This is a genomic window from Nostoc sp. UHCC 0870, assembly GCF_022063185.1.
Classification (GTDB): domain Bacteria; phylum Cyanobacteriota; class Cyanobacteriia; order Cyanobacteriales; family Nostocaceae; genus Trichormus.
In genome coordinates, this window is record NZ_CP091917.1 from 1 (window position 1) to 26,213 (window position 26,213).

Annotated in this window: 29 protein-coding genes and 1 pseudogene; 11 read left to right on the forward strand and 19 right to left on the reverse strand. The window is 41.4% G+C overall.

All coding sequences use genetic code 11. The features are described from left to right. Positions 1-289: 289 nt before the first annotated feature. Positions 290-604: a hypothetical protein gene (locus L6494_RS29350; protein ID WP_237997396.1), complete on the reverse strand. Its 315-nt coding sequence runs from the start codon at positions 602-604 to the stop codon at positions 290-292. A gap of 334 nt (positions 605-938) precedes the next feature. Between L6494_RS29350 and L6494_RS29355 the strand changes: the two genes are divergently transcribed. Then, complete coding sequence (locus L6494_RS29355) at positions 939-2,480, forward strand: hypothetical protein (protein ID WP_237997397.1); 1,542 nt, start codon at positions 939-941, stop codon at positions 2,478-2,480. Positions 2,481-2,881: 401 nt separating this feature from the next. Here L6494_RS29355 and L6494_RS29360 read toward each other — a convergent pair. The 14 genes and pseudogenes from L6494_RS29360 to L6494_RS29425 all read right to left on the reverse strand — a co-directional run. Next, positions 2,882-2,998 (reverse strand): annotated as a pseudogene (locus tag L6494_RS29360) (site-specific integrase); the annotation flags it as partial. Positions 2,999-3,094: 96 nt separating this feature from the next. Further along, positions 3,095-3,775, reverse strand: a complete 681-nt coding sequence (locus L6494_RS29365) for a Rho termination factor N-terminal domain-containing protein (protein ID WP_237997398.1) — start codon at positions 3,773-3,775, stop codon at positions 3,095-3,097. Then, positions 3,772-5,139 carry an AAA family ATPase gene (locus L6494_RS29370; RefSeq protein ID WP_339394307.1) on the reverse strand — a complete coding sequence of 456 codons (1,368 nt, stop codon included), beginning with the start codon at positions 5,137-5,139 and terminating at the stop codon, positions 3,772-3,774. Before L6494_RS29370 ends, L6494_RS29365 begins: the two co-directional genes overlap by 4 nt. Before the next feature lie 546 nt (positions 5,140-5,685). Then, entirely contained in the window at positions 5,686-6,237 is a 552-nt protein-coding gene (locus L6494_RS29375) for a tyrosine-type recombinase/integrase (protein WP_237997399.1), read from the reverse strand. A gap of 405 nt (positions 6,238-6,642) precedes the next feature. Beyond that, positions 6,643-6,849, reverse strand: a complete 207-nt coding sequence (locus L6494_RS29380) for a hypothetical protein (protein WP_103141026.1) — start codon at positions 6,847-6,849, stop codon at positions 6,643-6,645. Positions 6,850-7,053: 204 nt separating this feature from the next. Then, a complete protein-coding gene (locus tag L6494_RS29385; RefSeq protein ID WP_237997400.1) occupies positions 7,054-8,847 on the reverse strand; it encodes a hypothetical protein in 1,794 nt (597 codons plus the stop codon). Then, positions 8,844-8,999: a hypothetical protein gene (locus L6494_RS29390; protein WP_237997401.1), complete on the reverse strand. Its 156-nt coding sequence runs from the start codon at positions 8,997-8,999 to the stop codon at positions 8,844-8,846. The genes L6494_RS29385 and L6494_RS29390 overlap by 4 nt, the downstream gene beginning before the upstream one ends. Positions 9,000-9,030: 31 nt before the next feature. Further along, positions 9,031-9,411, reverse strand: a complete 381-nt coding sequence (locus L6494_RS29395; RefSeq protein ID WP_237997402.1) for a hypothetical protein — start codon at positions 9,409-9,411, stop codon at positions 9,031-9,033. Between the two features lie 53 nt (positions 9,412-9,464). Then, complete coding sequence (locus L6494_RS29400; RefSeq protein ID WP_237997403.1) at positions 9,465-10,070, reverse strand: hypothetical protein; 606 nt, start codon at positions 10,068-10,070, stop codon at positions 9,465-9,467. Beyond that, positions 10,070-10,570, reverse strand: a complete 501-nt coding sequence (locus L6494_RS29405; RefSeq protein ID WP_237997404.1) for a hypothetical protein — start codon at positions 10,568-10,570, stop codon at positions 10,070-10,072. Before L6494_RS29405 ends, L6494_RS29400 begins: the two co-directional genes overlap by 1 nt. Next, positions 10,570-10,767, reverse strand: a complete 198-nt coding sequence (locus L6494_RS29410) for a hypothetical protein (protein ID WP_237997405.1) — start codon at positions 10,765-10,767, stop codon at positions 10,570-10,572. Before L6494_RS29410 ends, L6494_RS29405 begins: the two co-directional genes overlap by 1 nt. 11 nt (positions 10,768-10,778) lie before the next feature. Then, positions 10,779-11,045 (reverse strand): hypothetical protein, encoded by a 267-nt coding sequence (locus tag L6494_RS29415; protein ID WP_237997406.1) that lies wholly within the window; start codon positions 11,043-11,045, stop codon positions 10,779-10,781. Continuing rightward, positions 11,042-11,305 carry a hypothetical protein gene (locus L6494_RS29420; protein WP_237997407.1) on the reverse strand — a complete coding sequence of 88 codons (264 nt, stop codon included), beginning with the start codon at positions 11,303-11,305 and terminating at the stop codon, positions 11,042-11,044. The genes L6494_RS29415 and L6494_RS29420 overlap by 4 nt, the downstream gene beginning before the upstream one ends. A 4-nt stretch (positions 11,306-11,309) precedes the next feature. Then, positions 11,310-12,425 (reverse strand): ParM/StbA family protein, encoded by a 1,116-nt coding sequence (locus L6494_RS29425; protein ID WP_237997408.1) that lies wholly within the window; start codon positions 12,423-12,425, stop codon positions 11,310-11,312. A gap of 237 nt (positions 12,426-12,662) precedes the next feature. Between L6494_RS29425 and L6494_RS29430 the strand changes: the two genes are divergently transcribed. The 3 genes from L6494_RS29430 to L6494_RS29440 all read left to right on the forward strand — a co-directional run bounded on the left by L6494_RS29430 (position 12,663) and on the right by L6494_RS29440 (position 17,519). Next, positions 12,663-12,851, forward strand: a complete 189-nt coding sequence (locus L6494_RS29430; protein ID WP_237997409.1) for a ribbon-helix-helix domain-containing protein — start codon at positions 12,663-12,665, stop codon at positions 12,849-12,851. A gap of 98 nt (positions 12,852-12,949) precedes the next feature. Next, positions 12,950-13,675, forward strand: coding sequence for a hypothetical protein (locus tag L6494_RS29435; RefSeq protein ID WP_237997410.1), 726 nt, complete (start codon positions 12,950-12,952; stop codon positions 13,673-13,675). 277 nt (positions 13,676-13,952) lie between these two features. Continuing rightward, the gene (locus tag L6494_RS29440; protein WP_237997411.1) at positions 13,953-17,519 is read left to right on the forward strand and encodes a PriCT-2 domain-containing protein; all 3,567 of its coding nucleotides are present in this window, start codon (positions 13,953-13,955) and stop codon (positions 17,517-17,519) included. 242 nt (positions 17,520-17,761) lie between these two features. Here L6494_RS29440 and L6494_RS29445 read toward each other — a convergent pair whose 3' ends face one another. Beyond that, a complete protein-coding gene (locus L6494_RS29445) occupies positions 17,762-18,202 on the reverse strand; it encodes a hypothetical protein (RefSeq protein WP_237997412.1) in 441 nt (146 codons plus the stop codon). A 444-nt stretch (positions 18,203-18,646) separates the two neighbouring features. Beyond that, complete coding sequence (locus L6494_RS29450; protein ID WP_237997413.1) at positions 18,647-19,171, reverse strand: hypothetical protein; 525 nt, start codon at positions 19,169-19,171, stop codon at positions 18,647-18,649. A gap of 255 nt (positions 19,172-19,426) precedes the next feature. Here L6494_RS29450 and L6494_RS29455 point away from each other — a divergent pair, with 255 nt between their 5' ends. From L6494_RS29455 to L6494_RS29465, 3 genes are read left to right on the forward strand one after another with little or no spacing between them, the layout of a single operon-like run. Then, positions 19,427-19,696, forward strand: coding sequence for a type II toxin-antitoxin system ParD family antitoxin (locus L6494_RS29455; RefSeq protein ID WP_237997414.1), 270 nt, complete (start codon positions 19,427-19,429; stop codon positions 19,694-19,696). Next, entirely contained in the window at positions 19,693-19,998 is a 306-nt protein-coding gene (locus tag L6494_RS29460) for a type II toxin-antitoxin system RelE/ParE family toxin (protein ID WP_237997415.1), read from the forward strand. The genes L6494_RS29455 and L6494_RS29460 overlap by 4 nt, the downstream gene beginning before the upstream one ends. After that, the gene (locus L6494_RS29465) at positions 19,973-20,212 is read left to right on the forward strand and encodes a hypothetical protein (RefSeq protein ID WP_237997416.1); all 240 of its coding nucleotides are present in this window, start codon (positions 19,973-19,975) and stop codon (positions 20,210-20,212) included. Before L6494_RS29460 ends, L6494_RS29465 begins: the two co-directional genes overlap by 26 nt. Here L6494_RS29465 and L6494_RS29470 read toward each other — a convergent pair. Then, a complete protein-coding gene (locus L6494_RS29470) occupies positions 20,209-21,015 on the reverse strand; it encodes a hypothetical protein (protein WP_237997417.1) in 807 nt (268 codons plus the stop codon). The two genes, L6494_RS29465 and L6494_RS29470, sit on opposite strands and share 4 nt — an antisense overlap. 12 nt (positions 21,016-21,027) lie before the next feature. Next, on the reverse strand, positions 21,028-21,549 hold the full coding sequence (locus L6494_RS29475; RefSeq protein WP_237997418.1) for a hypothetical protein: 522 nt from the start codon (positions 21,547-21,549) through the stop codon (positions 21,028-21,030). A gap of 538 nt (positions 21,550-22,087) precedes the next feature. Here L6494_RS29475 and L6494_RS29480 point away from each other — a divergent pair. The 4 genes from L6494_RS29480 to L6494_RS29495 all read left to right on the forward strand — a co-directional run bounded on the left by L6494_RS29480 (position 22,088) and on the right by L6494_RS29495 (position 26,201). Continuing rightward, positions 22,088-22,504, forward strand: a complete 417-nt coding sequence (locus L6494_RS29480; protein ID WP_237997419.1) for a plasmid mobilization protein — start codon at positions 22,088-22,090, stop codon at positions 22,502-22,504. Next, positions 22,476-24,269 (forward strand): relaxase/mobilization nuclease domain-containing protein, encoded by a 1,794-nt coding sequence (locus L6494_RS29485; protein WP_237997420.1) that lies wholly within the window; start codon positions 22,476-22,478, stop codon positions 24,267-24,269. Before L6494_RS29480 ends, L6494_RS29485 begins: the two co-directional genes overlap by 29 nt. Positions 24,270-24,795: 526 nt before the next feature. After that, entirely contained in the window at positions 24,796-25,248 is a 453-nt protein-coding gene (locus tag L6494_RS29490; RefSeq protein ID WP_237997421.1) for a helix-turn-helix transcriptional regulator, read from the forward strand. A gap of 11 nt (positions 25,249-25,259) precedes the next feature. After that, positions 25,260-26,201 carry a PIN domain-containing protein gene (locus L6494_RS29495; RefSeq protein WP_237997422.1) on the forward strand — a complete coding sequence of 314 codons (942 nt, stop codon included), beginning with the start codon at positions 25,260-25,262 and terminating at the stop codon, positions 26,199-26,201. The last annotated feature ends 12 nt before the right edge of the window (positions 26,202-26,213 follow it).

The window sequence follows — 26,213 nt, forward strand, 5'->3', positions numbered from 1 at the left end:
TTTTTCACCCTCCAGGATGCTTAACAGTGTGACGGTTGGCCTACCAATAGCCTCAAAATGCTAATTTTTCGTTACGTCCACTAACGGTAATTAAATAGATAAACAAAGTTACTGGACAAGTAAAGCAATAAAGTCCAATCCAATACTCATCACCCCTAAAACCCCCAATATTTTATATATGCTGTTGGGGCGGCTTGCGGGTCTACCATAGATTTCACATAAAACTGGCATGGCGCACTGAACAGTTTTGTTACCTAAAATTAGCCATACTGAGAAAAGCTGTTTTTAACTAACCTTGCTCTTGTGCGTTAGGCTGTGGCGGGTAAAATTTTGGGCGTTCACCAGAACCTAACTGCCAGCCGGTGACTTTCACCAAATATTTTTCCTCAGATAGCCTCTCAGTTTCAGCCAGCCGCTTTAACGTGGTAGTGGTCATGTCTAGACGGCGCATAATTTCGGTTTTACTCAACCCCTCCCTGGCTTCCTTGACCGAGTAGAGGAACTTACCGCCCTCGATGCTGGTGTTCTCTGCTAAATGCTCCTCTACTCCACTAGCAAGGCTAATAGCTCCCGCCGCAATCAGGGCTTCTCTAAGTTGCTGCATCTGCTGTTCTAGGGGAGAAAGTAGCGAAGCTGCTATCAGCCGCCATGCAACGGCTGAAAACGCTACCCAGAGAGGGTTTCATCAAAATTTTTCAACTTTTACCCTAAAATGAGATTTTGACCAATTGGATGCACATTTAAAGGTGTACCATTTAAACCTCACTGATTTTTACAGCCTGAAACCCGCATGGCTACGTTACTAAATGCAGTACCAAATAGCGTAAAGGTCAATTGGTACTGCAAAAACAAGCGAGTTCTGAGGATTTCGGGTTAAAGAGCTATTTTATTTTTGAAACCTTTACGTAACAAGACTTTCAGGCGGTGCGTGGCGGCTCATGACAGGCTCGCTACTTTTACCCCAGATAGCATCAGTTTTTGGGAAGCTCAAGTTTGGAGATGTTTTACATTCTCTATATTTACTTAAAAAAAGTACGCCTGAACTTAGACCTTTTATGGTTGGAGGTGTTGCTTTATTTGCAGCTAGATTTTGCCCTCCGAGCAAAACATCTCAGTTGATAAAAAACTATGATATTCGGCATCTAGCCGATCTTTATAATGAGTACTACCTTGCTGACCCCATAACTTTTGACAAGGATTTACATAAGGAATTCATGAACTCAAATTCAATATTCATGATGTTAAGGCTCGTTAGTAGTCAATTTCCTTTTGAGCCTGGTCTTTTTAGTGAATTTTCACGTCCAGCTTTACTATTTTACGAAATTCCGAGACAGTTACAAGGTTTGCCAGACATTCCGCAATTTGATTTTGAGAGTAAATTTCAGGCTATCACTGGGGTCTCTGTCCTCGACTTTATAACTACAGGTTTTGTAATATCTTCCGCATCTCGTGGAAATTTTGCAGTCAGTCAAGACTATTTCAAAAAAACTCGAAAGCAAGGAATTAACATACCAAATGACCAAATTTTGAAAGCTATTCTAAACCAGCTTGTAGCAGATAAATTGAGATTGATTGAGTTGTATGAAAGTCGAAAAAACGAAGATCGCCGTTTTAAGATGTATGATTTCAATCCACTGCTATCTTATCCAATTATTAGACCTTGCCAAAACAAACAATTCTCTACTCCTGATAAGGATTTTATTCATGCACCTGTGCCTGAGCTTGTTGCTTCAAGAATTTCCACAGGGATTTTTTACCAAATGTATAACGCCTATACTACTGAGTTTTCTCAGTATTTCGGTTTTATTTTTGAACGATATGTTGGTCTTGTACTTGAAAAATGTCTCCTGTCGGAACAGTTGTTATCAGAATCAGATATCCGAACCTTCTATCCAACCAAGAAAGGTAAAGTTCCTGATTGGATTATGATCGATGGCTCAACAGCAATTTTCCTTGAATGTAAAGCAACTCGCTTTTCTAGAGCCGCACAAGCAATAGCTAGTGAAGATGCGGTTAAAGATAGTTTGGCACAGGTCAAGAAGGGCTTAAAACAACTTGCCAGCTTTATATCTGCTTGTCAGGCTAAAGTCCCTGAACTTCAAATATTTCATCATTGTAGTACGTTTAAGCCAATTATTGTGTCGCTAGAGCCGCTATATTTAATCAATAGCAGACCCTTTCAAGAGTATCTTGATACATTATTAGCTGCCGAAGGTGTAACTGGACTTGACTGGCAAATACTATCGATTTGTGAACTAGAAGCTTTACAACCTCATGTTTGTGCTGGTTTTAACTTATCTCAAGTTTTACATGAAATGCGAAACAAATCATTCAATGATATTCTTCAAAATTTAAGTTCTCAAACAAATAGAACTTTTGCTCATTCCTTCTTATACGAGAAGCAAGAAGAACTTTATCAGCGTCTTGATATTCCTGAAGAATCTCGTTCAAGAAATAAAAAGCATAAGGGCGGTAAGTGAATAATCGTACAGAGGGTCAAGTTTATTTTTATACAACTTTTATCGAACAATTTTATCATTCCGTATAGTAGGAAAAATAAGTAACATATAAATGCCATTGTTCCACTTACGGGATTTGTTCACTCATGATAGACTAAATTAGATATTTGCTAAAAACTATACCGGAAATTGGGGTAAACCTAGCGAGCCTGTTACCAGGGGCAAGTAGTACAAAATCTGAGCTTGTAGTATGATAGAACATGGCTAAAACCCTTATTCTTTCGTTCCACCTTGTGGTGACTTTGGGCAGATAAGCGCGAACTCTGTCTAGACAATTCAATAGACACTAATAATTGAAAAGGATATACAGCAATACTTTCAGGCTATCTTGCCCCTCATGACACGCTCGCTAGATTTACCCAAAATAGGCAGACACCGAACAAAGTGCGATCGCGGTCATTGTCTAAGCCATGACTGAAAATTAGCTGTATCTCTGACTGCGTTAGAACCTTGGCGCGTCCATGCCGATTGATTTTCATTACCAGACTGTAGACCCTGTAATCCACAGCCTACAATGTTTTGACACCTGATTAGTCAGAATTGTTTAACTTAAGGTAGTAATGAGCGATTACCTATCACTGGCTTAATATTTGAACCAATTCATCCTTACCTTTTCTACTACATCCAGGTATTCCCCTTTTTTTAGCCATTTTTCTTAATTCTGTAACTGTCAATGTCCTCAAGATAATTGGATCTTTTATAACATCAGGTAATGGTTCAGGCGTGAGTTCAAAAACTTCCTTCAAAGCATTTAACTTAACCCCTTTGGTAATTTGACATTTAAGTGTTGTTATAGGGTCTAGAGATGTCCAATATTTACGAGGGGCTTCCTCAATTCGGTTAGTAGCAACCGAAAGATTCACCCTCTTAAGAACACTATCTGGTTTCTCAATTAAATATTCAAGTGCAGATTTTATTTCATCTCTACCAGCATAGGATAGGTTAATTTTTGGTCTGATCTCCCCAGCCAGAATCTTAGTAACTTCAGATGTCTCTTTACTATCATCGGCGATGATGCACCAAACCTTATCTAACCTTGCTTCTTCGGCGACTGCATAAATAAACGAGTTACCTATTACTTCATATTGGTCTTCACCAGTCTCTTTAACAATTATAGGTATCCAGTTACGACCTCCCAAGTTATTTAGGGCTTGTGCCGTGGATTTAATTAAAAACTCAGGAGCATCTGTACCTACACATGAAGAGATTTCTTTTCTATACAAATACATTAAATTACCAATATCATCTATTTTCATTGCAATAAATATTCCTTTGCTAAGTCTAAATAATAGTTATAAGCTGTTATATCTTTATAGACAGCAGGTAAATGAGAAAAGGCAGAATTAGCTATATGTGCATAGCTCGGCAGTGAAAATATAAGTTGTTTCTGTATGTTGACAGAATTTTTAAACCGTGGGTAAAAATAAGGTTGTAAATCAAATGGAGTCTCTTGATTTTTTTCAGATTGTTCTATCAGGTTATCAATTGCTTTATATGCAGTACGCTTTTGAGGTTCAGTAATCTTTTCGCCATTCCAAAATATAGGTAATGCAATAGGAGTACCGTCTTTCTTCAATTCTTGAACTTCAGGTATATAATCTTTGATAGTTATAGCAGCATTTTCTAAAGAAAAAATATTGTTTGGTTTTGTGGGAATTATTACTACATCAGAGGCAATAACAGCACTTCTACTAAAAAAACGCCAGTTAGGTGGAGAGTCAATTAGAATATAGTCATAATCAAACTTTACTTTGTCCAAAACTTGACGTAATCTATATTCTTTGAAAAGCTTTTTAAGTTCTGCATCATCTAAATCCCCTAGTTTTTCGTCACATGGCAGAATATCAAAACTCAATGTTTTGGCTGGAGTTTTAAAATTAACTGTATAACTGACCAATTCCCCCTTAAAAGAAATCCGATCATTTTTATCTTCTAATAGGGAGAAAAGAGAGTCTTTTTTGGGTTTGATATTAAAGTAGCGAGTTAAGTCCTTTTGGTTGGGGTCAAAGTCTACAATCAATACTTTTTTGCCCTGAACAGTTAACGTAGCTGCTAGATTAACTGTAGTTGTCGTTTTTCCCACACCTCCTTTATTGTTATAGATAGCTACTGTTAAAGCTCTAGGTGTATTATCTATTTTTTGTCTTATATCTTTAGTAATCTTAGTAATATTATCAGGCGTTATCTCTAGACAGAGCGAAGATGGATGAACTACTTTCCCATGCTTTCTAAATAACTGTATATGAGAACCATTAGTAATAATTCCCCATTGAACTGTTTTGCAGTTTGGTGCAAGTAAATAACTTTTTAGCTGGCAGACTGTTTCCTTGTATTGGGGTGTTCCTTCTTGAAGATTATCGTTTCTTTTCTTTATTTCAACTATGACATTAGGATTGGTTCTAGTTTTTACAAAACTATCGCAATCTTCTTTGTTATGACGTAGAGCATAATCAACCTTTTCTGCACCTCTCTTTGTACTAAATTCTGCTAAAATCTCCGTTGATTGAAAACCGAGCGCTTCAAAAAAGGGAGGCATAAACAGGTGTCCTACAGTAGCCTCTGGCGCATCATCAGGAAGGCTGATCAACACTTGTTCAAGGGACAATTGGACATTCATCATAAAAACAAGGCAGCTTTAGCTGAGTCATAGTTAATAAGCAGTCACCTTTTTAGAGTTCCCGTATCGATATAAGAACTAACACACCCACACCCACACCCACACCCCACACGCCACACGCCACCCACATAATCCGCATCTAGCGATCGCATTCATAACGCAGTGTGATCGCTGAAGGTGGTTGTATTCTTAATAGTGAGAACTTAGTTGAGAATTATTCCAGAGCGTCAGTCACTTCCAAATATCTCTGCAACTGTTCTAAATTCAGATGTTGGGGTTTTTTGTACGTCCCCTCGAAAAGGGGGAATAGCAAAAACGAGGTTTGGCATTATTACCTTCAAATCCTTGTAAGCTTTGCTTTTCCCCCAATGTGTCTCAGAAACTATAGTTTTTGAGACATACCTAAATCATGTCTCTTTTTATGTCTCAAAATGCAATTCTCTCAAAGTCTAAAGAATAATGAGACGTAAAAAAAACGAAAAATTTACCGCTTCTCTGTCATAAAATCCCTAATCCCCCTTTTCGAGGGTTTGTATAAAAAACCCCAATTTAGAACCCAATCACCGAAACAGCCTTGCGCTTCTGCTCTGGCGTGACCTCCAGATAACGCTGCAACGTTCCCAGGTCACTGTGACCAGAGATTTCTTGAATAGTTCTCAAAGGTATCCCGGCGCTTGACATCTGCGTGAGAGCAGTTCGCCTAAACGAATGGGTGCTGACTCCCTCAACTCCAATTCGCTTGCAGGCATCGCGCAGAATCTTGTCTGCCATAAATCGGGTCAGACGCTCAGTTACACCGGGCATACCGGGAAATATTGCCCCCGGTTTTGGTTGGTATTCGGTCAGCATTGCGGCTAGCCCTGGTGGGATGTCCACAATCCGGGTTTTATGCTTACCTTTGGTGGTAGACTTGCGAAAAGTGATAGCACCAGATTTGATATCAGTCGTCTGTAGTGCTAACGCTTCTGATACGCGACAACCAGTGAACAGGCAAATTCCAAACAGAGCGCGATCGCGGGGGCTGAGAAATCCCTCGGTGAATAATCGCCTCAGTTCGTCTTGGGTTAAAATCTTGCCTTGTCCGTTGCCGTCTACTTTCATTTTTCTCTTCTCTCAGGAATTACACCAAATACTGATAACGTGTAACAAGTGACCAAAAGTATTGTATCTTCGTTGGGGACACGAAAGCGACAACGAGCGATCAAATTCAACTTATCAATGAAAACCGCTACAACCCTCATTCTCTCGTTGGCTGATAAAATTTGCTTATGATTGCAACGCGATGACCACTTACAGGTATGATCCACACCAATAGGATTCGTTCATGTTGCGGCTTGCATGAGTTGTCTATACTCGCTTCTACACCCCTGGTTACTCCATCGTTGCTATCAAAACCGATATCTTTTTTCTCTCCACCAAGGGAATTAAAACTCCACAAGGGGCAAAGCTTGTACCAAAAACAATCAATCTGCTGCTTCTCAAATCTGGAATCTCCAATCTTCTCGGTCAAAGGTAAGAATCCACAAGTTTACCTTGAGTTGACCATTTTTCATCTAGAAGGCGACAAGCGACGTAAACAACGTTTTGAGGATTGCGCTTATGTCCTCCTTTCATACCCCAGCAACGGACAGTGTAATCACTTTCATAACCCAGGACAAGTGCAAGCTCACTATAAGTTAACTGCCACTTTTTCTTAAACTCAATAGGGTGCATATTATTCAGCTATTTCAATAGATTAATTAACAGTGCCGAGCAGACATTTGACAGACACCAAGTGTCTGCGGTGTGTCCGTGGTGGTGTCTGAGTCGTGTCTGTGCTGTATAAGGATTTCAGGCTTTGGTGTCTGTGGTGAGGAGTGTCCAATGTCCGCGAAAAAAGGGTGTTTTTAAGGGCAGACACGCCTACACCAATCGCAATCAAATTTGATTGAGCTTGATAACACCCTCGCCTATCCAGTCTGCTAAAGATGCCCCAACAATTTCATACATCCAGCCCTTAATTTGCTCCACAGTAAATCTCTCACCATTGACTTTAAAGTTACTTTTAAACTCTCTAACATCAGCCTCTACTCGTTCAGTTCTGGTGAGATATTCATATAACTTTTGCGCCTGGGGTGATAGTTTTTTAGGTGGATTTTGGGTGTCACCTGCCTGCTCACCAATATTGATTTCTAGTTCATAAATCCGTTCCAATGTGGCTTTATCAATGGGTGGATTCGGGTTAGCTTGTGCTGCTGATACGGTGTCACTAAAATCAGATATTTTTGCAGTCATTGTGGGCAGTTCAACTAATATCCATTCGTTAGAACTATCGAGTTTTACCTTGGCTTTACCAGTAGATTTGGGCTGTAGTGTAATTGGATCTACCTGTGCCAAACATTCAACTTGCAGCATTTTAGAAACCAGATTATGTAAGCCTTTAATCCCAAATAAACAAGTCTGGGTATTGTTGTGAGCTACCACAGTTAAAGGCATCTCCTGTTTTCTGGATTTGGTTAACGCCAGCTTGCCGAACTTATCTAACAGTTCAGCATCCTTAATAAAGTCGCCGTAGGTGGTTGCTTCCTCACAAATTAGGGCTGTTGCTTTGCCCTCGCTCCAAAGTTTCTGCCGCCATTGCTCTTCACTTAAAGATGAATTATTAAAAGTAGTCAATCTTGATTCCAATTCCTCAACGTATTCGCGGATTTGTTGTTCAATATCCTCCCAAGAGTGATAACTTTCAACCCCTCGCCATTCTGCTTTATTACTGTCAGGGTCAAGGACAATCACCCTGTAGCCTGCCTGTTTTTTCTGTTTGACGACATAACGAGCAAGCCAACTTTTACCGCCCCCCTGGTTGCCCCAAATTAGGGCAGTTTGTTTGATGAGGTTTTGCACCCATGCGGTGTTACTGTTAGGTGGGATAACTGGCTGCTGGGCTTGTTCGGTTACAGTTCCAGGTGTGCCATGTGGTAGCTGTGCGGTTGGCTGTTGCTGTGGTTCAAACTTAGAAAAACTTGCGCCACCATCAAGTAAGTGACCAAAGTCATAATAATCATCAGCCGACATCGCCATGAGTAGGGCTATCTGCTGCTGTGGGGTAATACTTGCTATAAACTGCTGTCTAGCCTCAGCGATTTTAATACCACGCAAGTATTTCAGTAGTTCGTTACCAGATAGGTCTAACAATTGCTCACCAAGTTTTACACTGTAAGACGCTCTCACGCCTTCAAATTGTTTAGTAGCGCGGTAGTGGGGTCTAATATCGCTGAGATAGTCTTTGGCTTTATTCGTCAACAACAGCCCGATTCCCCCCAACACCATCGCCCCTATCCCAAAGTGAATCTTAAACGGATTATCGGCACTTAGTTCTCGAAATACGTACAGGCTTTCATGCTGGAGAAATGCCCACTCGTTATAGTTGGGGTTACTGGTGCGGTACTGGTTAGCCTTCAAGTAGGGTTTTGGAATTTGCGATCGCTGTTCATATCGGCAATACTTATTACCTATAAGTAAACTCTCTGTGTCTCCTTCTGCTTCTAGTGGTGCGTCGTGTATCCTGGCTGATTTTGGGTAAAAACATATTTCTTTCTTGGCTATCCCATCCCCTAAATGTCCTACTACAACACAAATCACCGCACCTACTACTGATGCCATCATCAGCAGATTTAGACGCAGTGGGAGACTATAACGACGCTGGTTAAGTTCTGATGGTTTTATGTCTTTCATTTCTTACGCCAGTAGAAAAATAGGACAACAGAAACAACTGCGGCTAACCCAAGAATTAAACCGTAATTAGTTTCCTTGGGTTTCTTGATGCCCTCATAGGCTTTTACCTGTTCAGTTACGGTAGAAAAACTGTTACGGGCTATTTTGTCCATGTCTTGGGCATCGCCTGTTAACTTCCATGAACTAGCTGCCAGGGTGGCAGAGCGAATTACACCAATGCCAAATTTTTGGCGGTCGCTGATTTGGGGAATGATGCTGTGATGAAAATCGCAAGTAGCAGAGGGTAGCCGCCAAAGATGCCCCAACGGGTAAGCCAGCAATGACGGCGGGGAATAGTCCAACGCTGCCAGCAAGGTAGAGATATTGAGTTGATGTGATTTGCAATCCTGCCAAGAATGCACCTTGGGAAATGCCTTGAATGATGGTGATGCTGCTGTCAGTTTCAGCAATCGCCTGTTGTACTTGTTCAGCATCGTACTGTTCACCGTCAATATGCTGTGTACGCTCGTCTACAATCTCTGCATCAAAGTAAATTGGTGTTTGTTTTTGATTGTTGGTCAACATTAGCAACACCTTTGGGAAGAAATTAACCCAGGCGCAAAACCTGGGCTTGTGCGTTAGTCAATCAACCGTCTAAAGAAACCTTTGGCACGATTAACAGCGTTAGAACCGTGTCTGTGAATATCTTTTAAGGTTTCTTTGGCTCGGTCTGTGGGTGAAAGTGCTTGTTGCTTGTCTTTTACTTGCTGCCAAACCTGAGTTTGTGCCTTGGTAGCATCAATCTCAATCCCTCTGAGCGTTGCACGGTGCGATTCACCCAATAAGTTAAGTGTCCGCCCATGCCGAAACTGTTCTTGGGCTAGTTGGTTATCAGATGCAATTACTTTTTGCTGTAGTCCATAGCCTAAACGTGCGTCGCTAACTCTAACCTGTGACCAACCATCAGCCATTTTGTTGATGCTAGTACCGGCGGCGGTAAGAAACTGGGTTTCTTCTGCCATGACTGTTTCAGTTGCTTTTAACCCTTGGCTGAGATTACCGAATACGGCTTTGGCATTTTGGGCGCGTTGAGTTTGTTGGATGCGGAAGTCTGCCACCTGCGCTGCGGCTGTCTCATTGCCGTCTAGGGCTTGAAATATGGTTTCTTGGCTGATGTTGGTTAAGGAATGTAAGGCAGCGTATGTGATGGGTGCATCTAGTTTGAGTTTTACTGTCCGGTTCATCACTCCCACGCTCCTAGTTCTTCTAGTCTTGTGAAGATGTTGTTGGCTTTGTCTCTAGTTGCGTCATCAGTGATATCGTTTAGTGCTGTTGAATCGCCTTCCCCAAGTCTCCAAATCGTTTCGTCTGGCAGTTCTGCCCCAAAATTGCCTAAAAACTGACCGTGAGTTAAAGGGTTTGGCGTTGAGTCGATGGTTTCAAACTGGTCATAGATTCTAGATTGTAAGTATGGCAGTGCTTCTCGAATGATTTGCTGTTGCTCTAGTGTTCTGCCTAAGTCTGGTTGGTATGGATCATCATTGGCCACAATAGAAGCTGCCTCTTGTGCCAATTCAACAGGGCATCCATTGTTAGTTAGTGCGTTTAATGCGGCGGTAAATAGATTCTCGTTATTCATCTTGCTAAAATCCTTGTGTAGTGTATTCTTCATTGGCGGAGATACATTCAGTAGTGGGATTGCGATCGCTTTGCTTTGGTCGGCGGATGCGATCGCTCTCCCCATTACTGAAAAAAACCTTCCTTCGATACATCCACAGCACAAGCTGTTGCTTCCCAACCCAGCGCATTGAGAAATTGCGTAACGTCGCCGATTGTGACATCTGCATCAATTTGTAGTGCTAGAAATTGGGGATGCTGTCTGATTTGGGTGAGTAATTGTTGGGTTTGTGCAATCAATTCTGGTAGTGGTTGATTCTGCATAGTTCACCTCATCAAAATATTGATAATTGCAGTGATTCTTGAGAAATTACAGAACTCTTTGTAGTCACACCCTCAACTTCATAACAGCGAGTAGTTAAAGCTTTGTGATTCAGCCTTAAATCCGCTTTTTTTCGTTGTCCTGCTAGTGGTCGAAAAATAAATTGTGGTGCTTGGATTGTCCCTGTTTTGTAGAGGTACTGGTAAAGCGTTCTTTCAATCTGGTAAACCTTGGATTGGGTTAGTAAGGTTGAGTCATACACTCTGTTCAAGTTTTTCATGAGGCTACCCCTTTAAATTGATTAGCCATAGAAGCTATTCCTGCTTTATTGGGTTGAGTTGCTGTTGGTGTAGACACCTGATTTTGATTTTTTGGTAGTGTTTGTAAATTGACCCCACCCTGAAAAATTAGCTTCTCTACTGCTGCTGATAGTGCCTGTGTTGGGGCATCTTGAGGGATACCAAACATTTGACACAATTCATAAACTGCTAAGTACGAGATGCTTATACGCCGAGATTCGTAGGAAGTTTTATCAGCCACTTGTTTACACTCCTATTGAGTTTTCTGTTAATAACTTCAATCCAAACGCATTGATGAATTGGGGATTAGGTAAGACTACAAAGCCTAAACCAGCAAGATTCTGATCCACTACTGGTAAAGCAACACCACCACCCCAAGCCACAAGGTATTTAGCTCTATCCAGGTAATTACCAGAGGTGACAAAGTTAGCAAATTTCTCAATCCTGGTAGCCCACCAATCATCAAGACATTGCCTATATTCATTCTCAAATTTTTTACCTGTGAGGTGATTTCCTCCGTAAGTTAAAGTCCCTTCTAAAATGCCCTTGTTGACTAAAGAAGGTGAATGTTTGACATCTTTGGACAGCAGACTTACTTTGTCGTTTCTCTTGTCCAATGCTTCTGCGATCATGGAGTGCAGTTCACCACATCCACCCTCAATTAGATGGCGGTCTATGACTGCACCGTTGCCGTTAAATACGGTAATCAGCCAAGTTGATGAACCGATATCAAGGGCGATGGCAATTTCTGATTCTTCCAGGGCTAGGGTTGGTTCACCAAATAGGCAATGAGCAATGCTGCCAAACCCTTCGGGATAAATGCCTGTGACTACGATTTCTACTGTCTTGGTAACAATCTCACGATTTACGGGGTGTTTATGTTGGAAGGTGTGAGTACCTTGAACTCTGCGCTTGATTTCTCCTCCCCAGCGTTCTGGGTTGTGGTTACTCAAGCTAATTGAAAGTTTCATGCCATCTGGAATATTCAGAACTGCCAAGTCTGCAAGGATGCTTTCTAACGCCAGTTCTGCTTTTTTGGCTTTATCTTCGTGCAGTAGGGTGTGGTCAAGTTTTGCTTGCGCTGCACTTCCCCAAAAAAATTGAGTGTCCTTTAAGTCTTTGCGTGACCCTTCGATATAGCGAACCCAGCACCCATCTTTAGAAATTGTTTCGTGAAGTTGGTTGTTGCGGTTGCGAACTACTGAGTAGGCGGCTGGCATCATGATACAAAAATCATCATAGGTTGCCTTGCCATACCCAGCACCAGGGTCTTTTCCTGCAATCAGGGCATTTAACCCAGAATTGGCAAGCAAGTTAGCTTGAACGAGCCAATTTTTGTCATTGGTGTATGTGATTGTCATGGTTCTGATGGTTAGTAAAAGTCTTATTTATTCTGGCTTTGGAGAATTTAAAGGCACAATCGCCAATAATCCACACATCCAGTTTCTGGTAAGCCTAAACATCACTTTCTGGCTTCTGTTGCCTTTGTTTTGTGTCGTTTTCCGGCTTACAGTGTTATGATAACACTGTATAACACCAGTGACAAGTAAAAGGTTTAGACTGACAATAGGGTTATTCCAACACCAGACAGTGTTACGATGCCCACAGGAACTAGACTAAATATTTATTTCACAGATGAAGATGACTTAGCACTTTATGAATTGATATCTGCTGAAGCAAAAACTGAAAAACGCTCTATGAGTCAAATGGTAAAAATTCTTGCTTCTGAAGCGATCGCAGCAAGACACCCAAAAAAAACCAAGTTAAAAAAGCAGGATGAAGATTAGGGCAAAAACTCTCAGTTGAACTTAGCCCAAAAATACATAACCGATAGAAACCAACTACATAGATTAGTCAGTAGCCAAAACAACTTTTGATGCCTCCAATGACTACAGTGAAAGACCCACCTAGCAATTTTCGCCTCCCGCCGCACAACGAAGCGGCATTAGAGATGCTTCGGGAGGCGAAAAACTATGAGTCTACTATTGCTCTAGCAGCTGGTGGTGCGGCACTGGCCACAGGTGGCACAGTTCATCCGTTAGGCTGGTTACTTTTTGGATTGGCTTACAAGCCATTGGTAGCAACTCAAAAACTGGCAAGGCTAGAAAAATTAACCACCTTACTTTTAGATGAGTTTAAAAGCCAAGGAATACAAGTTTTTCCAGTGCTGAAGGTAGAGGACAAGAATCCTATCGACTTGTTTGTGAGATTTGAGCGAAAAGTTCACCTGTTTATCTCAATTCGCTCAATAGGAGATAAGGAGATTGTCTACAACGAAGCCAGAGAGGTTTTGCAGATCAAGAGGAAAGACAAACATGGACTAAAAGTTTGGAATCCTTGCCCACTACTAGAATTGGCAGATTACGAGAAGTGGTTGAGCAAGAACAGAGACTTGTTTGGGATGTCCTCAAGAGAAGCTACGAAAACACCCTCAGCAAAAGTTTTGGTCTTATGGTCTCCCACCAAAGCGGCTGATGATCATAATTCGCACCTTTATTCTGAAGTTGGAAACATGAAAATTCTGGCTCTCAGAAGGAAAGGCACTGCGTTTGTTATTCAAAAGGAGGAAGTAACAGAGTTTATTAAGGCTTGGTTAGCCAAGTACGAATAGTCTAAAAGCTGAAAACCCCGCGTCCCGGCAGGACAGCGAGGTTTTCCAACGGAATTGGGGTATCTGGTTTTCACAAGCCCGGATTAATATCCCTAATAGTAATCTTATCTTACATGATTGGAGTGTTAAACCCTTGTTACACTGCCCACCCAGCAACAAACAGTAGTTCAGGAATTTTATGTAATTTTGGTCTAATTTTTCTGAAAGTTTGTATTTTAAGATTACTGCCACGGGATAGCTCCAATTCCTCCACCACACATCAAGGAGGAATAGCTAAATGTCACCATTACAACAATTTAATAACTCGCTTCAGCATCAACAATTAACTACTAAACGTGTTGAAGCATTAGAGGTAGAACCAGGGCTTGTTAAAGCTAATAAAATCAAGTTCGCGTTTAACGCGACTGGAAGAAATAAAGACTGGGATTTTAAAAAGCTGTCGGCTAACTTCCAAGACGTAGAAGGCACTCTAGAAGATGTCCAGCAACATATTAAAGCAGGTCACGCCATCTGTGCTGGCTTATTGGGTAGTAAATGGCGGAGTAAGTCCAACGTTATCGGTTCTCAGTGGCTACTACTTGACATCGATAATTCTGATATCGCCCGTGATGCCTATGGCAAGCCAATACTGGATGAAAACGGCAATTCCATCAAGGTTTACACTCCACAATTAACTATTGAAGAAGCCCTAACCCATCCCTTCATTCAAAAACACTGCGCTTTAATGTACACCACTGTCAGTCACAGACCCGACTGGCATAAATTTAGGTTAGTTTTTCCTCTCCCCCAATATGTTGAGGGTGCTGACACTGTAGAAGCTTGCACGCGCTTCCTGATGCAGCAGTTGCCCCATGACCCAGCGTGTAAGGATGCCAGCCGGGTTTTTTATGGCAACACAGAAGCAGAATTTCTCCTGGTCAATCCCGAAGCCACTTTACCAGATGAGTGGGTGACAGAGGCAATTGCGATCGCCCAAAAGGAGAGGGAAGAATACCAGCAGCGCATACTCGAAATTGAATCACGCCGTCAACAGTTTCGTGAGATTGCCGACACCGAAGGCTGGGACACTGACCAACTAATCCAACAAGCACTATCATTTATCCCACCCCGTAGCCTTGGCAGTGGTAATTACGACGAATGCCGCCAAGTGCTAATGGCTTTGGTTAATCACTACGGCGCAACGGATGCCGAAATCATCGCTGAAAAGTGGTCGCCCAGCATTAAGGGTACAACCTGGAACATTCGCGCCAAGATTCGCAGTTTTAGACGTGGTGGGATTACGATCGCAACACTGTTCCACATTGCCAAGCAGTACGGCTTTAAATTCCCACAACGGCAGTATGAACCATCCCCACCCCTCAAAGGACTGATTGACCGTGAACAGTGGGAATTAGGACGAATTAGAGAGGACTTAACCAGCTTCCAAAATTTATTAAAGCAGGCACTTGCACCTTTTGAGCCAATCTTTAAAGGTTTTGGTAAATCGCAATCAGTACCGCCACAGCCAAAAGCTAAACCCCCAGCCCCTCAATCGCCCAAGGTTATTATCTACAGTCCCGGCAATATCCCCTATAAAACCGAAGTTACGAAGGATATTAGAATCCAGTGCCAGCCTGAAGAACATATCCCCGCTTGGCTAGAAGCTGTCTCCAAAGGCTGGAAACACATTTTAGATAATTCCCACCCAGGACTGGGCAAATCTTACAATGCTGGACAACTGACAGCTACCCTTTTCGGTGTTGATAAACTAATTTACCAGGATGCCAACCACAGAAACCCGTCTACACTGCCCATTGAGGCTAATTTCGTTGACCTACCCGTGCGAAATAACGGCTTTAAACTTGATCCCACCCGCCAAACTCCTTTAGGTGAGGACTTCCAACTCTGGACTAAACCAGGTGAAACTGCCGACACTGATGGCAATTGTCACAGAACTTATTTATTCAACGCATTTCGTAACAAAAACTTTAGCAGCTTAGATTTTGAAGAAAGTGACATTAGCCCCATCTGTAATGGCTGTACGCTGAAAAATCAATGCCGTTTCGCCAGTGGTGACGGTTACGGCTTCCGCTTCCAAAAACGCACAGCTATTCACGCATTCCGAGAACTGAGAGCGCACCCCGATTCTACCCCTACTGATTTAATCAATGTTGCTGATCAAGCTTTAACTGTGGGTCGGATTTGGGAAGAAGCTGGTACACTGATTAAACCCGTGCGTTCCCTCCAGGTCAATCTCGCTGATTTTGAAAAAACTGTTGGCAAACTGGGACTATCAGCACCTTCACTGCTAGTTCAACTACAGCCTGTTATTCAAGCTTTACACCCTCTGTTCACCCAAGATATTGAGTCTCCTGACCGCTATGGCTTTAATGATACCAGTATCCGGTCAATCCTGCCCCCATTCCCAACGGATTTAGATATTGAGGCTGTACGCCAAGCTTTAGAACCTGATTTAAAATTCCTGGAAGATTTAGACACTCTTGATGTTAACCAAGATAGGCAACTTAAAAAAAGTGCCGCCGCTCGTTATGCTGCTAAACGTGTGACTAGGGACAGCGCACGTAATGCTGGTAAGGAATTTTTAGATTTACCCTTGTTTTGGCTACCTGATTTCCTAGAAGCCTGGAAAGGTAACGGTGCTTTTACCTCTTCCTGGGGTGTGTTGAGCATTTATCGTAAAAACCCCAAGCATATTGATTTGGTCAACTCTGCCCAATTTAATATTTTTCTGGATGCTACACTCACAAAGAGCCGGTTGAAATTCAAACTCGGTAGTTCTGACCCGGTTTTAGTGATTGAACAAGAACGCCCAGACTATGGCAATTTATCTGTAATTAATGTCACTGGTCTAGGTAAACTGCCTAAGTATCGCTCTCCATCCCTGATAGCCCGTGTCAATGCCCTCAAGGAAGCTTTGAACAAACTGCATTCCCATTTGGGCATTCTTGACTGGAAGGCGATCGCTGATACTGCCACTGACCGCCGAGAATATGGTCACTTTGTGGATGGTCGCGGTGTTAACCGATTTAGTGAGGCTGATGCTCTAGCTAGCTTTGGCATTCCCTACCAAAATATTGGTGTGTTGGCAGCAGAATATCAGGTGATGACAGGAGAACCAGTCAACCTGGACGACCCAGAAAGCTCTTTCCAAAAGAATATCACTGAGTTACTAGAAGCGGAAATTCTCCAAGAAATTGGGCGATTACGTTCTCACCGTCGCCCTACTGAGGAACTTAGTTTCTACTTCTGTGCTGATTATGACCTGAGTTTCTTAGCTGACCATCTCCCCAATGTGAAGTTAAAAAGCATTGATGCTTGCGAATTATGCCCAGAAGCTGGCGACCGTGATCAGCAGACTGGACTAGGCATTGTCAACGCTTTTACCCAATTGTGGCAGTCGAAGCAGAAAATTGGTCAAACGGAGATAGCCAAAATTATAGGCGTTACGCAGGGTTGGGTGAGCCAATTTACCCAACGCTGGGGGGGTTGGTTTAAGTTTAGAAAATTATTACTTCTGCTATTAGACAATCTTCATAGCGATAGTAATAAAAATCTCCCTGAGTTGACGGATGATGAAATGTGGTTCGCCAGTGAATACTTCCCAACGTTGTGTCAACAGTCGGAATCACCACCAGAAACCTTGTTTAATGATGTAGCCCACGTTGTCACAACCATTGGTAATCGGGCAATGCAGCGAATTTTACACGAATGTACCCCGGCTGTTAGGGCTAATCTGCTGATGATTGTACTGAGTTGTCTGCCCAGCGAAGTTTATTCAGACCAGTCCTTTTTCTCAGCTTTTGCCCCGGTGCAAACGACCTGTAATTTGGCAGTGACGCTGTAAAGTTTATTTACTACTGACCTCATCAGTAGTAAAAGATGCTCCTTGTAATGATTTTGTACTTAATCATTTACTGAGCGTCTTGCTCAACATATCTCAACTTTGTTATGAGCTTCTCCAAGATGAAATTGAGGAAAGAAAGTCAGCACATTTCGGTACAGCGATTTGTTATGCTGCGTCTTGAATATTTTCTAAGCCTCACTTTTTACCAATAAGGAATTTGATGTAGCTGCAATTGATTTTCTTCACCGTGTTTCTTCTAAATCTTCTTCTGTTCGTGGTCTTTTTAGTAACAATACAATTCCTATTAGTGATGCAATTATTGTAACTACCCGCCATACCCTTAAAACTACTAAGGTATTTGAGCTTAACAGTTTAAAGGCTGACTCTGTTGAAAACGAACTCACCAAGCCTTCGATTGCTAAAAAAATATATAAACCATAGACGACAATTGCTAACCACTTTGCCCATAGCTTCTGCCGAGCTATTCCTAATACTGCAAAGATTCCAGCTACTACAACAGCTACCAAACGTAATAGTTCTACAAACGCGACATCTGTTCCATATATACCTAATGCGGTATATACCAAAGCAATGAGCGAACCTACTGTAATGAGTGATACGTAGATTAAGTTGTACCATTTTGCAGCTAGGTTATATGTCCTTGCCTGTGCTTTTTTGATCATGATTCTTTTCTCAAAAAATCTGCTCTGACAGATAAACGCCTGGAACTGCTTAAGCGAAAATATTCAACTTCTTAATACAGACATTATACGGTTGATTTGCGTATAAAATCCTCAATTTGAGTATTAAAATAGGCTGTTTACTTAGACCAATCTATTCTCAGTGCCTTTGGCTTGGCGCAAGCGACCTGTGAGCAGACAGTGACGCTCTAAAATTTATCGGTTTTTGATTTCTACTGGCCTATCAGTAGTAAAAAATGCTCTGCTTCATGATTGTGTACTTAATCATTGAGTGAGCGTCCCGTTCAACATATCTCAGCTTTGTTATGAGATTCTCCAAGATGAAATTGCTTCAGCAAATCGGCACATTCCGGTACAGCGATTTGTTATCAGATTATGTTTAAACAGGATTACTAATGGATTGACTAGGAGATATTAAACAGACTCTTAATTTACAAGAGTTACAGAGTAATAACCTCGAAGTAGATTGTAAGTAACCTTGTATTTACGAAAAGAAAAGACCATATCTGATAGATAACCACCTGCGCTTGAATAGTGTTCTAAACGATACCTGGAACTGGTTGGAGCTAGGATATAGCTTCCTGTGTTACCATTATCAACTACCCCGTTGGATTCTTTGATGAATTCGTTTATATTTACGCCTCTTTTAAGACATTCTGCTATATTATTCTTCAGACTATATTCAACTGCATATTGTATTCTAGGGTTAATACCATTACGATTTAATGAATATGTTGGTAAGCCAATCATAGTATTATATTCAACTGTTGTAAGGTTCAGTCTTACAAGTGTTGCATGATAACGACGATCTGATGGTCGGCTTAATTGAAAGCAATTAGTTCTAGTTGATGCTTTTGCCGGAGTTGTGTAATATCCAAAAATCATCGTTAGACTTCCACACAGCAAACTTAGAGATGTTACAACTACTAGATTTAAGTTTTTAAATTTCATAAATAACCCATTTCCAAATTAAAATAAATTCTTTTATGGTTTTGAAAATTTTGAAGTTTCAAAATTAGTAAGTTTTTGAGATTAACGAATTTAAAAGTGCGTCTTCATTTACTTACTAGTGACGGTGGCAACTTTTTATGCAGCGATGAGTTCCACCGTATCGTCCATATCTACGTGTTGCAAAGACAACTGCAAAGCCAGCAATAACAAAAACTGTTATTATAATAGCTATTCTGGTTATAAGGTGAGGCATAAATGAATATTTCCCTGACTCCTGAGCTAGAAGCGTTCGTGCAGAAACAGGTTGAGTCTGGTTTATACCATTCTCAAAGTGAAGTGATTCGGGAAGGATTACGTCTGTTGAAACGTTTTAACGATCATTCCGAGGAATATAAACTGTGGCTCAACGAACAGATTGCCATTGGTCTAGACCAACTTGACAATGGCCAAACTGTGACGGCCGAAGGCGCACGCTTACGCATTCGCAACAAGGCGCAAAAGTTGATGAAAAAATCCGACTCATGAACCCAAAACCTTATGTTCTCTCCGAGCAAGCAGAAGAAGACTTGGCGAGAATTTATGCTTATATTGCGCGAGATAATCTAGATGCTGCCGAACGGATGCTTGATAAACTGCTTTCAGCCTGTGAGTTGCTGACAGATAACCCCAGAATAGGGCAGTATCGTTCTGACTTGACCCCGTTACCCGTTCGTTTCTGGTTGGTGCATCCCCGCTATTTCCTGATCTACCGAGGGGAAAACCCTGTTGAAATCGTGCGCGTACTCGCTGCCAACATGGATATTGTGCGAGAACTGGCTGGCGAATAATCAAGCTATCTTCTGGCTGGGATATGAAGCCGATTTACCAAGCTATGCGGTGGCTGGGCTACCTTTAAAAAAAATATTACTTCTGCTATTAGACAGTCTTTATAGCGGTAGTAATAAAAATCTCCCAGAGTTGACCAATGATGAAAAGTGGTTGAAGAGTGAATACTTCCCGATGTTGTGCCAACACCCCGAATCACACCCAGAAGACTGTTAATAATTTTTCAAGCCTTTCCTTAAATTGTTCCTATCTCTGGGTTTTGCACCTTCAAGTCTCAAAAAGTTGCCACCCTTAATCAACTCTGACTCCTGATTTGGTATCCACACAGATAACCTAGCTTGCTTGCTGATGGTTAGTGACTCGTGGGTTACTGCTTCTGTAAAAGTTAAGTCAGAAAAGTCTATTGCTTCGTAGACCCTATCAACAAGACGTAAAAAATTTACCTCGATTGTTCCTAACTCCAAGGCAGATTTTCTAGTTTTAGATTCGTTGTACCTGATGAATATCTCCTCTTCTTCTTCGTCTTCACCCCAGTACAAATTTTTGACCACTACATAATCAACCTGATTTCCACAAAATTCTATTAACCGTTTGAGTTGAATGATGCTATCTTTCACCCGACCTAACACTGATACCATAGTGATGCGATAGCCTAAGCTTGCATCTGCCATATCTTGAACAAAATCCTGAAAATATTCCCCCACTCCAGACGGCAGATCCATTAAAGCTACAACAGGATTTAATGACGATAAATCCTTTTTTAAAATCTCACTAAATCCCCATTGATTGAACTTGATTGTTTTCACCCCTCCAGTCAAGACTCTGTTGTAGTGTCTCCACAGTTGTGGATTATGAGGGTCGCAATCATACGCTGCCACATGAATATTGTTAGCTAAGTACATATCCAAGAGAAACCGAGCCACAATACTTTTACCTGTGCCTCCCTTATCCCCAGTACACACCACTATTCTTTTATTGACTGCTGCTCTTTCCCTGTTAGCAGTAGTTGTTTTACTCATAATTAAGCCAATTTATAAATCTTCGCGGCTGTAAAGTTTTGGTTGAAAGGTATGGTTATTCAACTCGTTCTTTAAGTCTGATTCAACCTCTTGCTGCTGTGCTGTTGGCTCTTGACTTTTTCTCTTCCCCTTGCCACTACTCATTGGTGCTTTCTCAGTCTGACTACTCCCTTGAACTGAGGTAGTATTTACCTGTGATGGCTGAGTTTCAGTAGCTAGATTTTCTGATTGATTATTTTCGTCCCCCTCAGATATCTTTTGACGGCGACGACTACTTTTTTTCAACTCACCTACTAAATATTTGATTCTGCTGCCACTCAAATTAATGCCCAGACCCTTCAACATCTCTGACACTTCATCATAAGTGTAGCCGTACTTGTCAGAGGTTAGTTTCTCAATGTACCGTCTCATTTTCCGAACAGCTTCCCTGTCAGATACATCCTCTCGCTCTTTTGGCTTCTGTTCCTTGAGAATTTCTATAGCCTTATCAATCTTGCTCTTAGTGATCACCTCAGATTTCTGATGTTCAGCCATTGTTATCTCATGTAGTGATTGATTAACTACTAATTATCGGTTATTTGAAAACATCTGTACCAATCTGTTTTAAAAATACTAAAAAAATTTGACTACTGCTGCTACGCCGAACTACCTTTTACTGTGGCGGCTATGCCGTGATGATTATTTAGCCATACTCTTTATCAATTCGTTACTGCCGCTACGCCGTATTTACCATTTCGCCCAAGCTGATTTTACTCCCCTATTGTGACGGAAGCTTAATCTAGAATTTACCCAGTGCTTGATTTTTCGTTATTACTGCGGAAGCCGTTGTTATATCCCCTTGTTAGTAGTAGTATTGTCAGCATCACAGCTTCGCCGTGTTCCCCCTCCCAGCCCCTCGCTTTGCCTCCGTACATACGTAGCCGATGACACCTCCCCTATACCCAAATTTGGGCTAGAAGCCAGCCATGCCTCAAAGCTGATGCTTTGCCTCGCTGCGCTCGGACGGCGGCTGGTTCAAGGGGGCGCACCCCCTTAAAAAACCCCGCGTTCATTTTGCCCCAAATCTTTGATTATGGCTAATCGCAAGCAGTCAAAAAGAGTCGTAAGAAAGCATCTATTTTCACTCAGGCTGAGTGATATTGAGTTGGATCTGCTGCGAATAAAATCAGTTGATGCGGGAATGTCAGCAAGTGAATTAATGAGGCGCAACGGATTGTTGCGACCACTGCCCAAACGACTGAGCAAAATTAGCCTACAAACATATTGGGAATTAGGACAAATTGGTAACAACTTAAATCAACTTGTCAAAGCCACCAACACAGCGATAAAAATGGGGCGTACTCCCCCAGCTAACCCAGAACTGTTAGAACAACTTTTAGAAGTGTTGCATCAGTGCAGACGAGACATTGCACAAGTTGATACGGAAGAAGACAACGACTGGGAAGAAGAAGAGGAGGAGGATGATGATTGGGAAGCAGACGAAGGGTAGAGGTTTTCGCAAGCTACTGGATTATTTACATAACAGTGAAAATGCCAAACTAATTGGCGGTAATATGAGTGGTAGAAATGCCAGAGAATTATCTAAAGAATTTCGGGTATCTCGACAACTAAATCCAGATGCCGAACGTGTTGTTTATCATGTTTCTCTGTCAGCAGCCAAGGATGACGTAATCTCTGAAGATAAATGGTGTGAAATAGGCAATCGCTACATGAAAGAGATGGGCTTCGATGCCAATCAGTATGTCATCTTCCGCCATGAAAACACCGACGATGATCATGTCCACATTGCCGCCAGCCGCATCAGAATGGACACAGGTTTACTGGTTGATGATTCCTGGGATTATGTACGCTCTGAGAAAGTCCTACGCCAGATTGAAATTGACTATGATTTAGTGCAAGTTCAAGGCAGTAGAGAAAGACTAAATCGTACACAAAGCACAGGACAATTTCGGCGCATTAAACGAGAACAAGAAGAATATGAGCAAGGTAAGCGCGATACTCCACCAGAACCCAGCATTAAAGAGCTAGTTCAGCAGACAATTGATAATTTATCTGTTGATCATCCCCAGATGCCAACCTTAATTATGCGCTTGCAGCAAGCAGGCATTAGTGTGAGGACAGGATTTACCAGGAATGGTAAGTCTAAAGGTATTTCTTATGAGAAAGATGGAATTGCTTTTAGTGGTACACAATTAGGTGCAGCCTATACCTTCCCAGGATTGCAAAAACATCTCCGAATTGACTATCAGCCACAACGGGATGATGCCCGGATTGAGCAGCTGTTAAACAATCCTGTCAAGCAAGCTGTGGAGAGTCAACAACCCATAAATGCAATTGCTGAAAATAAAGCTCAAATTCCAACCACAGATAAATCAAAGCTAAACCAGAATCAAGCAGTCGAGTTATATCAGTATTACAGTGGCGACTTGCAAAGTTTATTAGTGATTGACCGCGACAAAGAAATTGCTAATAGAGCATTATTAGATAATCACCCAGCCCCAGATGTAGAAGAGATTATCAAAGCCAGTCCTGTTGGATGGACTGATGACGAAGCTAAATTATTAGTTCTAATCGCTAACAATCAACTGGCATCCAATCGAGAGCAAAAGCAGAGTGAACCCCAGTTTACACCACCAGCAGAGGATGAAAGCCTACGCTCAGTATTACAGCATTTCTTGACTCAAAAGCGCGGTATCTCCAATTTCCTTGTACACCCATTACAGCAGCAGGGCTTAGGTTACATAGACCAGCAACGAAATGTTGTTTTTATCAAGCGTTCTTTAAACGGTAAAAAATCAGGCGCACTGGTTTGGGACACCACACGCCCAGACAATCGCTGTTCACAGTACCCCGAAAACACCCAATCTTCTGAGGGGTGGTTTCAAGTCAACTTGGGTGGAAAACCTGAAGATAAAATCGAGAGAGTATTTTTGTGTGATTCCCCCATTGATGCACTGTCAATTGCGGATATGGATAGGAAAGCACACAAGGGGATGCCACCAGTTAGAACAATGTACATGGTGGTGGATGACCCGCATAACTTACCGCTATCCGTCCTTAAAAACGTCAGCAGAATTGGGTTGGCATTTAATAACGATGAAGAGGGTAATGAAATAGCGCAAGTCATTCAAAAAATGCTGCCACAGTCTAAAAGAATTGAACCTAGTGGCCTTACTTGGAATGAGATTTTGATTGAAGCGCAGCAGCGAGAAATGCTTTCCCAGAAACAACGCTCTAGAGGTTTTAGTCGGTAGTTTAGGAATTCCTCGACGCGATGAAGTGGGCGCGAGGGAGGGGCTTCGCCCCTCCCTCTGGACTCCCTCCCCAACGCCAGTTGTTGACCGAGTGCTGTAGAAAACTCCGTGTTGTGCCAACTAGATACATTGCAGCACTCAGTCACCGCTTCGCTACAACTAGCTACTCAATGCTTATGTAATTATGATTTAGGCATTAACAATCCAATGTATGCACCAACTGCTATTTTCGTAAGATCGGCAAAAGCAGGACGTGTAGATGAGTCAATAACAGCTAGAACTAACGAGCCAACTGCTAAGACCAAAACGACAAGCCCCAAAATTTCGTACTTTGACAAGGGTTTCATAAAAAATTCCTATGATTGCTTTCTTGATTTCCTAACTTGCCGTTGGACTAAAAAAATATCCCTAAAAAAAATTAGGGTAAGATAAATTTACCTAATTTTTTTTTATTTTGCAATAATTTGCCTAATTTTTTTTAGGGAAATTGCTAAAATGATAGTTGTAGACAATCAAAAATCAGTCCATGCAAAAGACAAAACCAGTTTCACGAATTGCGTTTCTCCGTGAACAGATAGGACTGACTCAGCTAGAGTTAGCACAACTGTTAGATGTAACAGAAAATACTGTTGCTAACTGGGAGAAAGGCAGGGGCAGCTTAGAATGGATAGATAGAGTAATTAAGTTGTGTAAGATTTTCCGATGTACACCAGATATATTGGTTGAGTATGTTCCAGATAATGAACCTGTAGAGACACAGCCAAAGACAAAGAAAAGCCATTTGGAAGAATTACGTAGATTAATTAATACTCACGAACCATCTCCAAGTAGTCATAACTGTCTTCTGGATACTGAACCAGCAGAGACACAACCAAAGACAGGTTTCTTGGAAGATTTACGTAAACTAGCCAATACTCAAGAACCTACTTCTGCCAGTAACTCAAGCCAGAGTTCCAAGTCTCAGAATTTAGGGGTCTGAAAATGATGAGGATGCTGGTAGCTACAGACCTCATCTTTGAGGCTATTCTTAACCGGAGTGGTTTCTTCCCAAATGCCCCAAGATTCTTTGAGATCCTAAAATCTCAGCAAGTTCAAGGATATATATCTTCAATATGTCTTGAGAAAGTATGCTCTGTCGTAAGAGCTTCTGTAAAGAATAGTGAAGCGTATGAGAATTCTGAGGAAGAAGTGACCAAACAAACGGTTTCTCTGATAAAAAATATGAGAATTTCAATATGTGAGGTTGATAGCTACGTCATACAGCAAGCTCGTTTACTAAATATTTGTGAAGCCGAGTCTGCTGTAGAGGTAGCCTGTGCAATAGCTAATAATCTTGAGGGTATTATTACCTTAAACCCCGATAATTTTCTTGGCTCTATCTTGCCAATTTATTCAGAAAAGCAGTTTGGTCTTGAAGTTTTATTGAATCAACCAGAAGATAAATCTGACTCAAAAAATACAATACCAGAAATTTCGCAGCCTGAACCAACTTTAAATAAAATTAACTTGAAAGACTGGCTGGAAAATATTTTTGATACAGATTGGCAGTTTGTTGAATCTATTTTGGGAATATCACATTTGGGATTTTCTTTTAGAAGTCCGAACCAGCCACATAAACAAATAGTTAATCGAGCTAAGAAAATTTATTTAAATAATAGATGCCCAATGGCTTTGATTTTCAATATTGTTATTGAAGATAATAGTAATTTGGAGGTTATCTTGCAACTTTATGCTATTGAAGAACAAACTTATTTATTAGAAAATACTAAGTTAATTGTGTCTGATGATTTGGAGCAAGATATTTTAGAGGTGCAATCTCGAAATGGTGATATTGGAATTAAAGTACATTTTACTGTCGAGAAAGGAGATAAGTTTTGTATTAAAGTCAGAGAAAAAGATAATTGCTTTTTAGAATACTTTCAAATGAATTAGCTTTAGAATCCT

What these genes read in the sequence shown, in the direction of transcription:
- L6494_RS29350 (WP_237997396.1), bottom strand. Translation starts at nt 604, where the DNA reads ATGCAGCAACTTAGAGAAGCCCTGATTGCGGCGGGAGCTATTAGCCTT.
- L6494_RS29355 (WP_237997397.1), top strand. Translation starts at nt 939, where the DNA reads ATGACAGGCTCGCTACTTTTACCCCAGATAGCATCAGTTTTTGGGAAG.
- L6494_RS29365 (WP_237997398.1), bottom strand. Translation starts at nt 3,775, where the DNA reads ATGAAAATAGATGATATTGGTAATTTAATGTATTTGTATAGAAAAGAA.
- L6494_RS29370 (WP_339394307.1), bottom strand. Translation starts at nt 5,139, where the DNA reads ATGATGAATGTCCAATTGTCCCTTGAACAAGTGTTGATCAGCCTTCCT.
- L6494_RS29375 (WP_237997399.1), bottom strand. Translation starts at nt 6,237, where the DNA reads ATGAAAGTAGACGGCAACGGACAAGGCAAGATTTTAACCCAAGACGAA.
- L6494_RS29380 (WP_103141026.1), bottom strand. Translation starts at nt 6,849, where the DNA reads ATGCACCCTATTGAGTTTAAGAAAAAGTGGCAGTTAACTTATAGTGAG.
- L6494_RS29385 (WP_237997400.1), bottom strand. Translation starts at nt 8,847, where the DNA reads ATGAAAGACATAAAACCATCAGAACTTAACCAGCGTCGTTATAGTCTC.
- L6494_RS29390 (WP_237997401.1), bottom strand. Translation starts at nt 8,999, where the DNA reads ATGGACAAAATAGCCCGTAACAGTTTTTCTACCGTAACTGAACAGGTA.
- L6494_RS29395 (WP_237997402.1), bottom strand. Translation starts at nt 9,411, where the DNA reads ATGTTGACCAACAATCAAAAACAAACACCAATTTACTTTGATGCAGAG.
- L6494_RS29400 (WP_237997403.1), bottom strand. Translation starts at nt 10,070, where the DNA reads ATGAACCGGACAGTAAAACTCAAACTAGATGCACCCATCACATACGCT.
- L6494_RS29405 (WP_237997404.1), bottom strand. Translation starts at nt 10,570, where the DNA reads ATGGGGAGAGCGATCGCATCCGCCGACCAAAGCAAAGCGATCGCAATC.
- L6494_RS29410 (WP_237997405.1), bottom strand. Translation starts at nt 10,767, where the DNA reads ATGCAGAATCAACCACTACCAGAATTGATTGCACAAACCCAACAATTA.
- L6494_RS29415 (WP_237997406.1), bottom strand. Translation starts at nt 11,045, where the DNA reads ATGAAAAACTTGAACAGAGTGTATGACTCAACCTTACTAACCCAATCC.
- L6494_RS29425 (WP_237997408.1), bottom strand. Translation starts at nt 12,425, where the DNA reads ATGACAATCACATACACCAATGACAAAAATTGGCTCGTTCAAGCTAAC.
- L6494_RS29430 (WP_237997409.1), top strand. Translation starts at nt 12,663, where the DNA reads ATGCCCACAGGAACTAGACTAAATATTTATTTCACAGATGAAGATGAC.
- L6494_RS29435 (WP_237997410.1), top strand. Translation starts at nt 12,950, where the DNA reads ATGACTACAGTGAAAGACCCACCTAGCAATTTTCGCCTCCCGCCGCAC.
- L6494_RS29440 (WP_237997411.1), top strand. Translation starts at nt 13,953, where the DNA reads ATGTCACCATTACAACAATTTAATAACTCGCTTCAGCATCAACAATTA.
- L6494_RS29445 (WP_237997412.1), bottom strand. Translation starts at nt 18,202, where the DNA reads ATGATCAAAAAAGCACAGGCAAGGACATATAACCTAGCTGCAAAATGG.
- L6494_RS29450 (WP_237997413.1), bottom strand. Translation starts at nt 19,171, where the DNA reads ATGAAATTTAAAAACTTAAATCTAGTAGTTGTAACATCTCTAAGTTTG.
- L6494_RS29455 (WP_237997414.1), top strand. Translation starts at nt 19,427, where the DNA reads ATGAATATTTCCCTGACTCCTGAGCTAGAAGCGTTCGTGCAGAAACAG.
- L6494_RS29460 (WP_237997415.1), top strand. Translation starts at nt 19,693, where the DNA reads ATGAACCCAAAACCTTATGTTCTCTCCGAGCAAGCAGAAGAAGACTTG.
- L6494_RS29470 (WP_237997417.1), bottom strand. Translation starts at nt 21,015, where the DNA reads ATGAGTAAAACAACTACTGCTAACAGGGAAAGAGCAGCAGTCAATAAA.
- L6494_RS29475 (WP_237997418.1), bottom strand. Translation starts at nt 21,549, where the DNA reads ATGGCTGAACATCAGAAATCTGAGGTGATCACTAAGAGCAAGATTGAT.
- L6494_RS29480 (WP_237997419.1), top strand. Translation starts at nt 22,088, where the DNA reads ATGGCTAATCGCAAGCAGTCAAAAAGAGTCGTAAGAAAGCATCTATTT.
- L6494_RS29485 (WP_237997420.1), top strand. Translation starts at nt 22,476, where the DNA reads ATGATGATTGGGAAGCAGACGAAGGGTAGAGGTTTTCGCAAGCTACTG.
- L6494_RS29490 (WP_237997421.1), top strand. Translation starts at nt 24,796, where the DNA reads ATGCAAAAGACAAAACCAGTTTCACGAATTGCGTTTCTCCGTGAACAG.
- L6494_RS29495 (WP_237997422.1), top strand. Translation starts at nt 25,260, where the DNA reads ATGCTGGTAGCTACAGACCTCATCTTTGAGGCTATTCTTAACCGGAGT.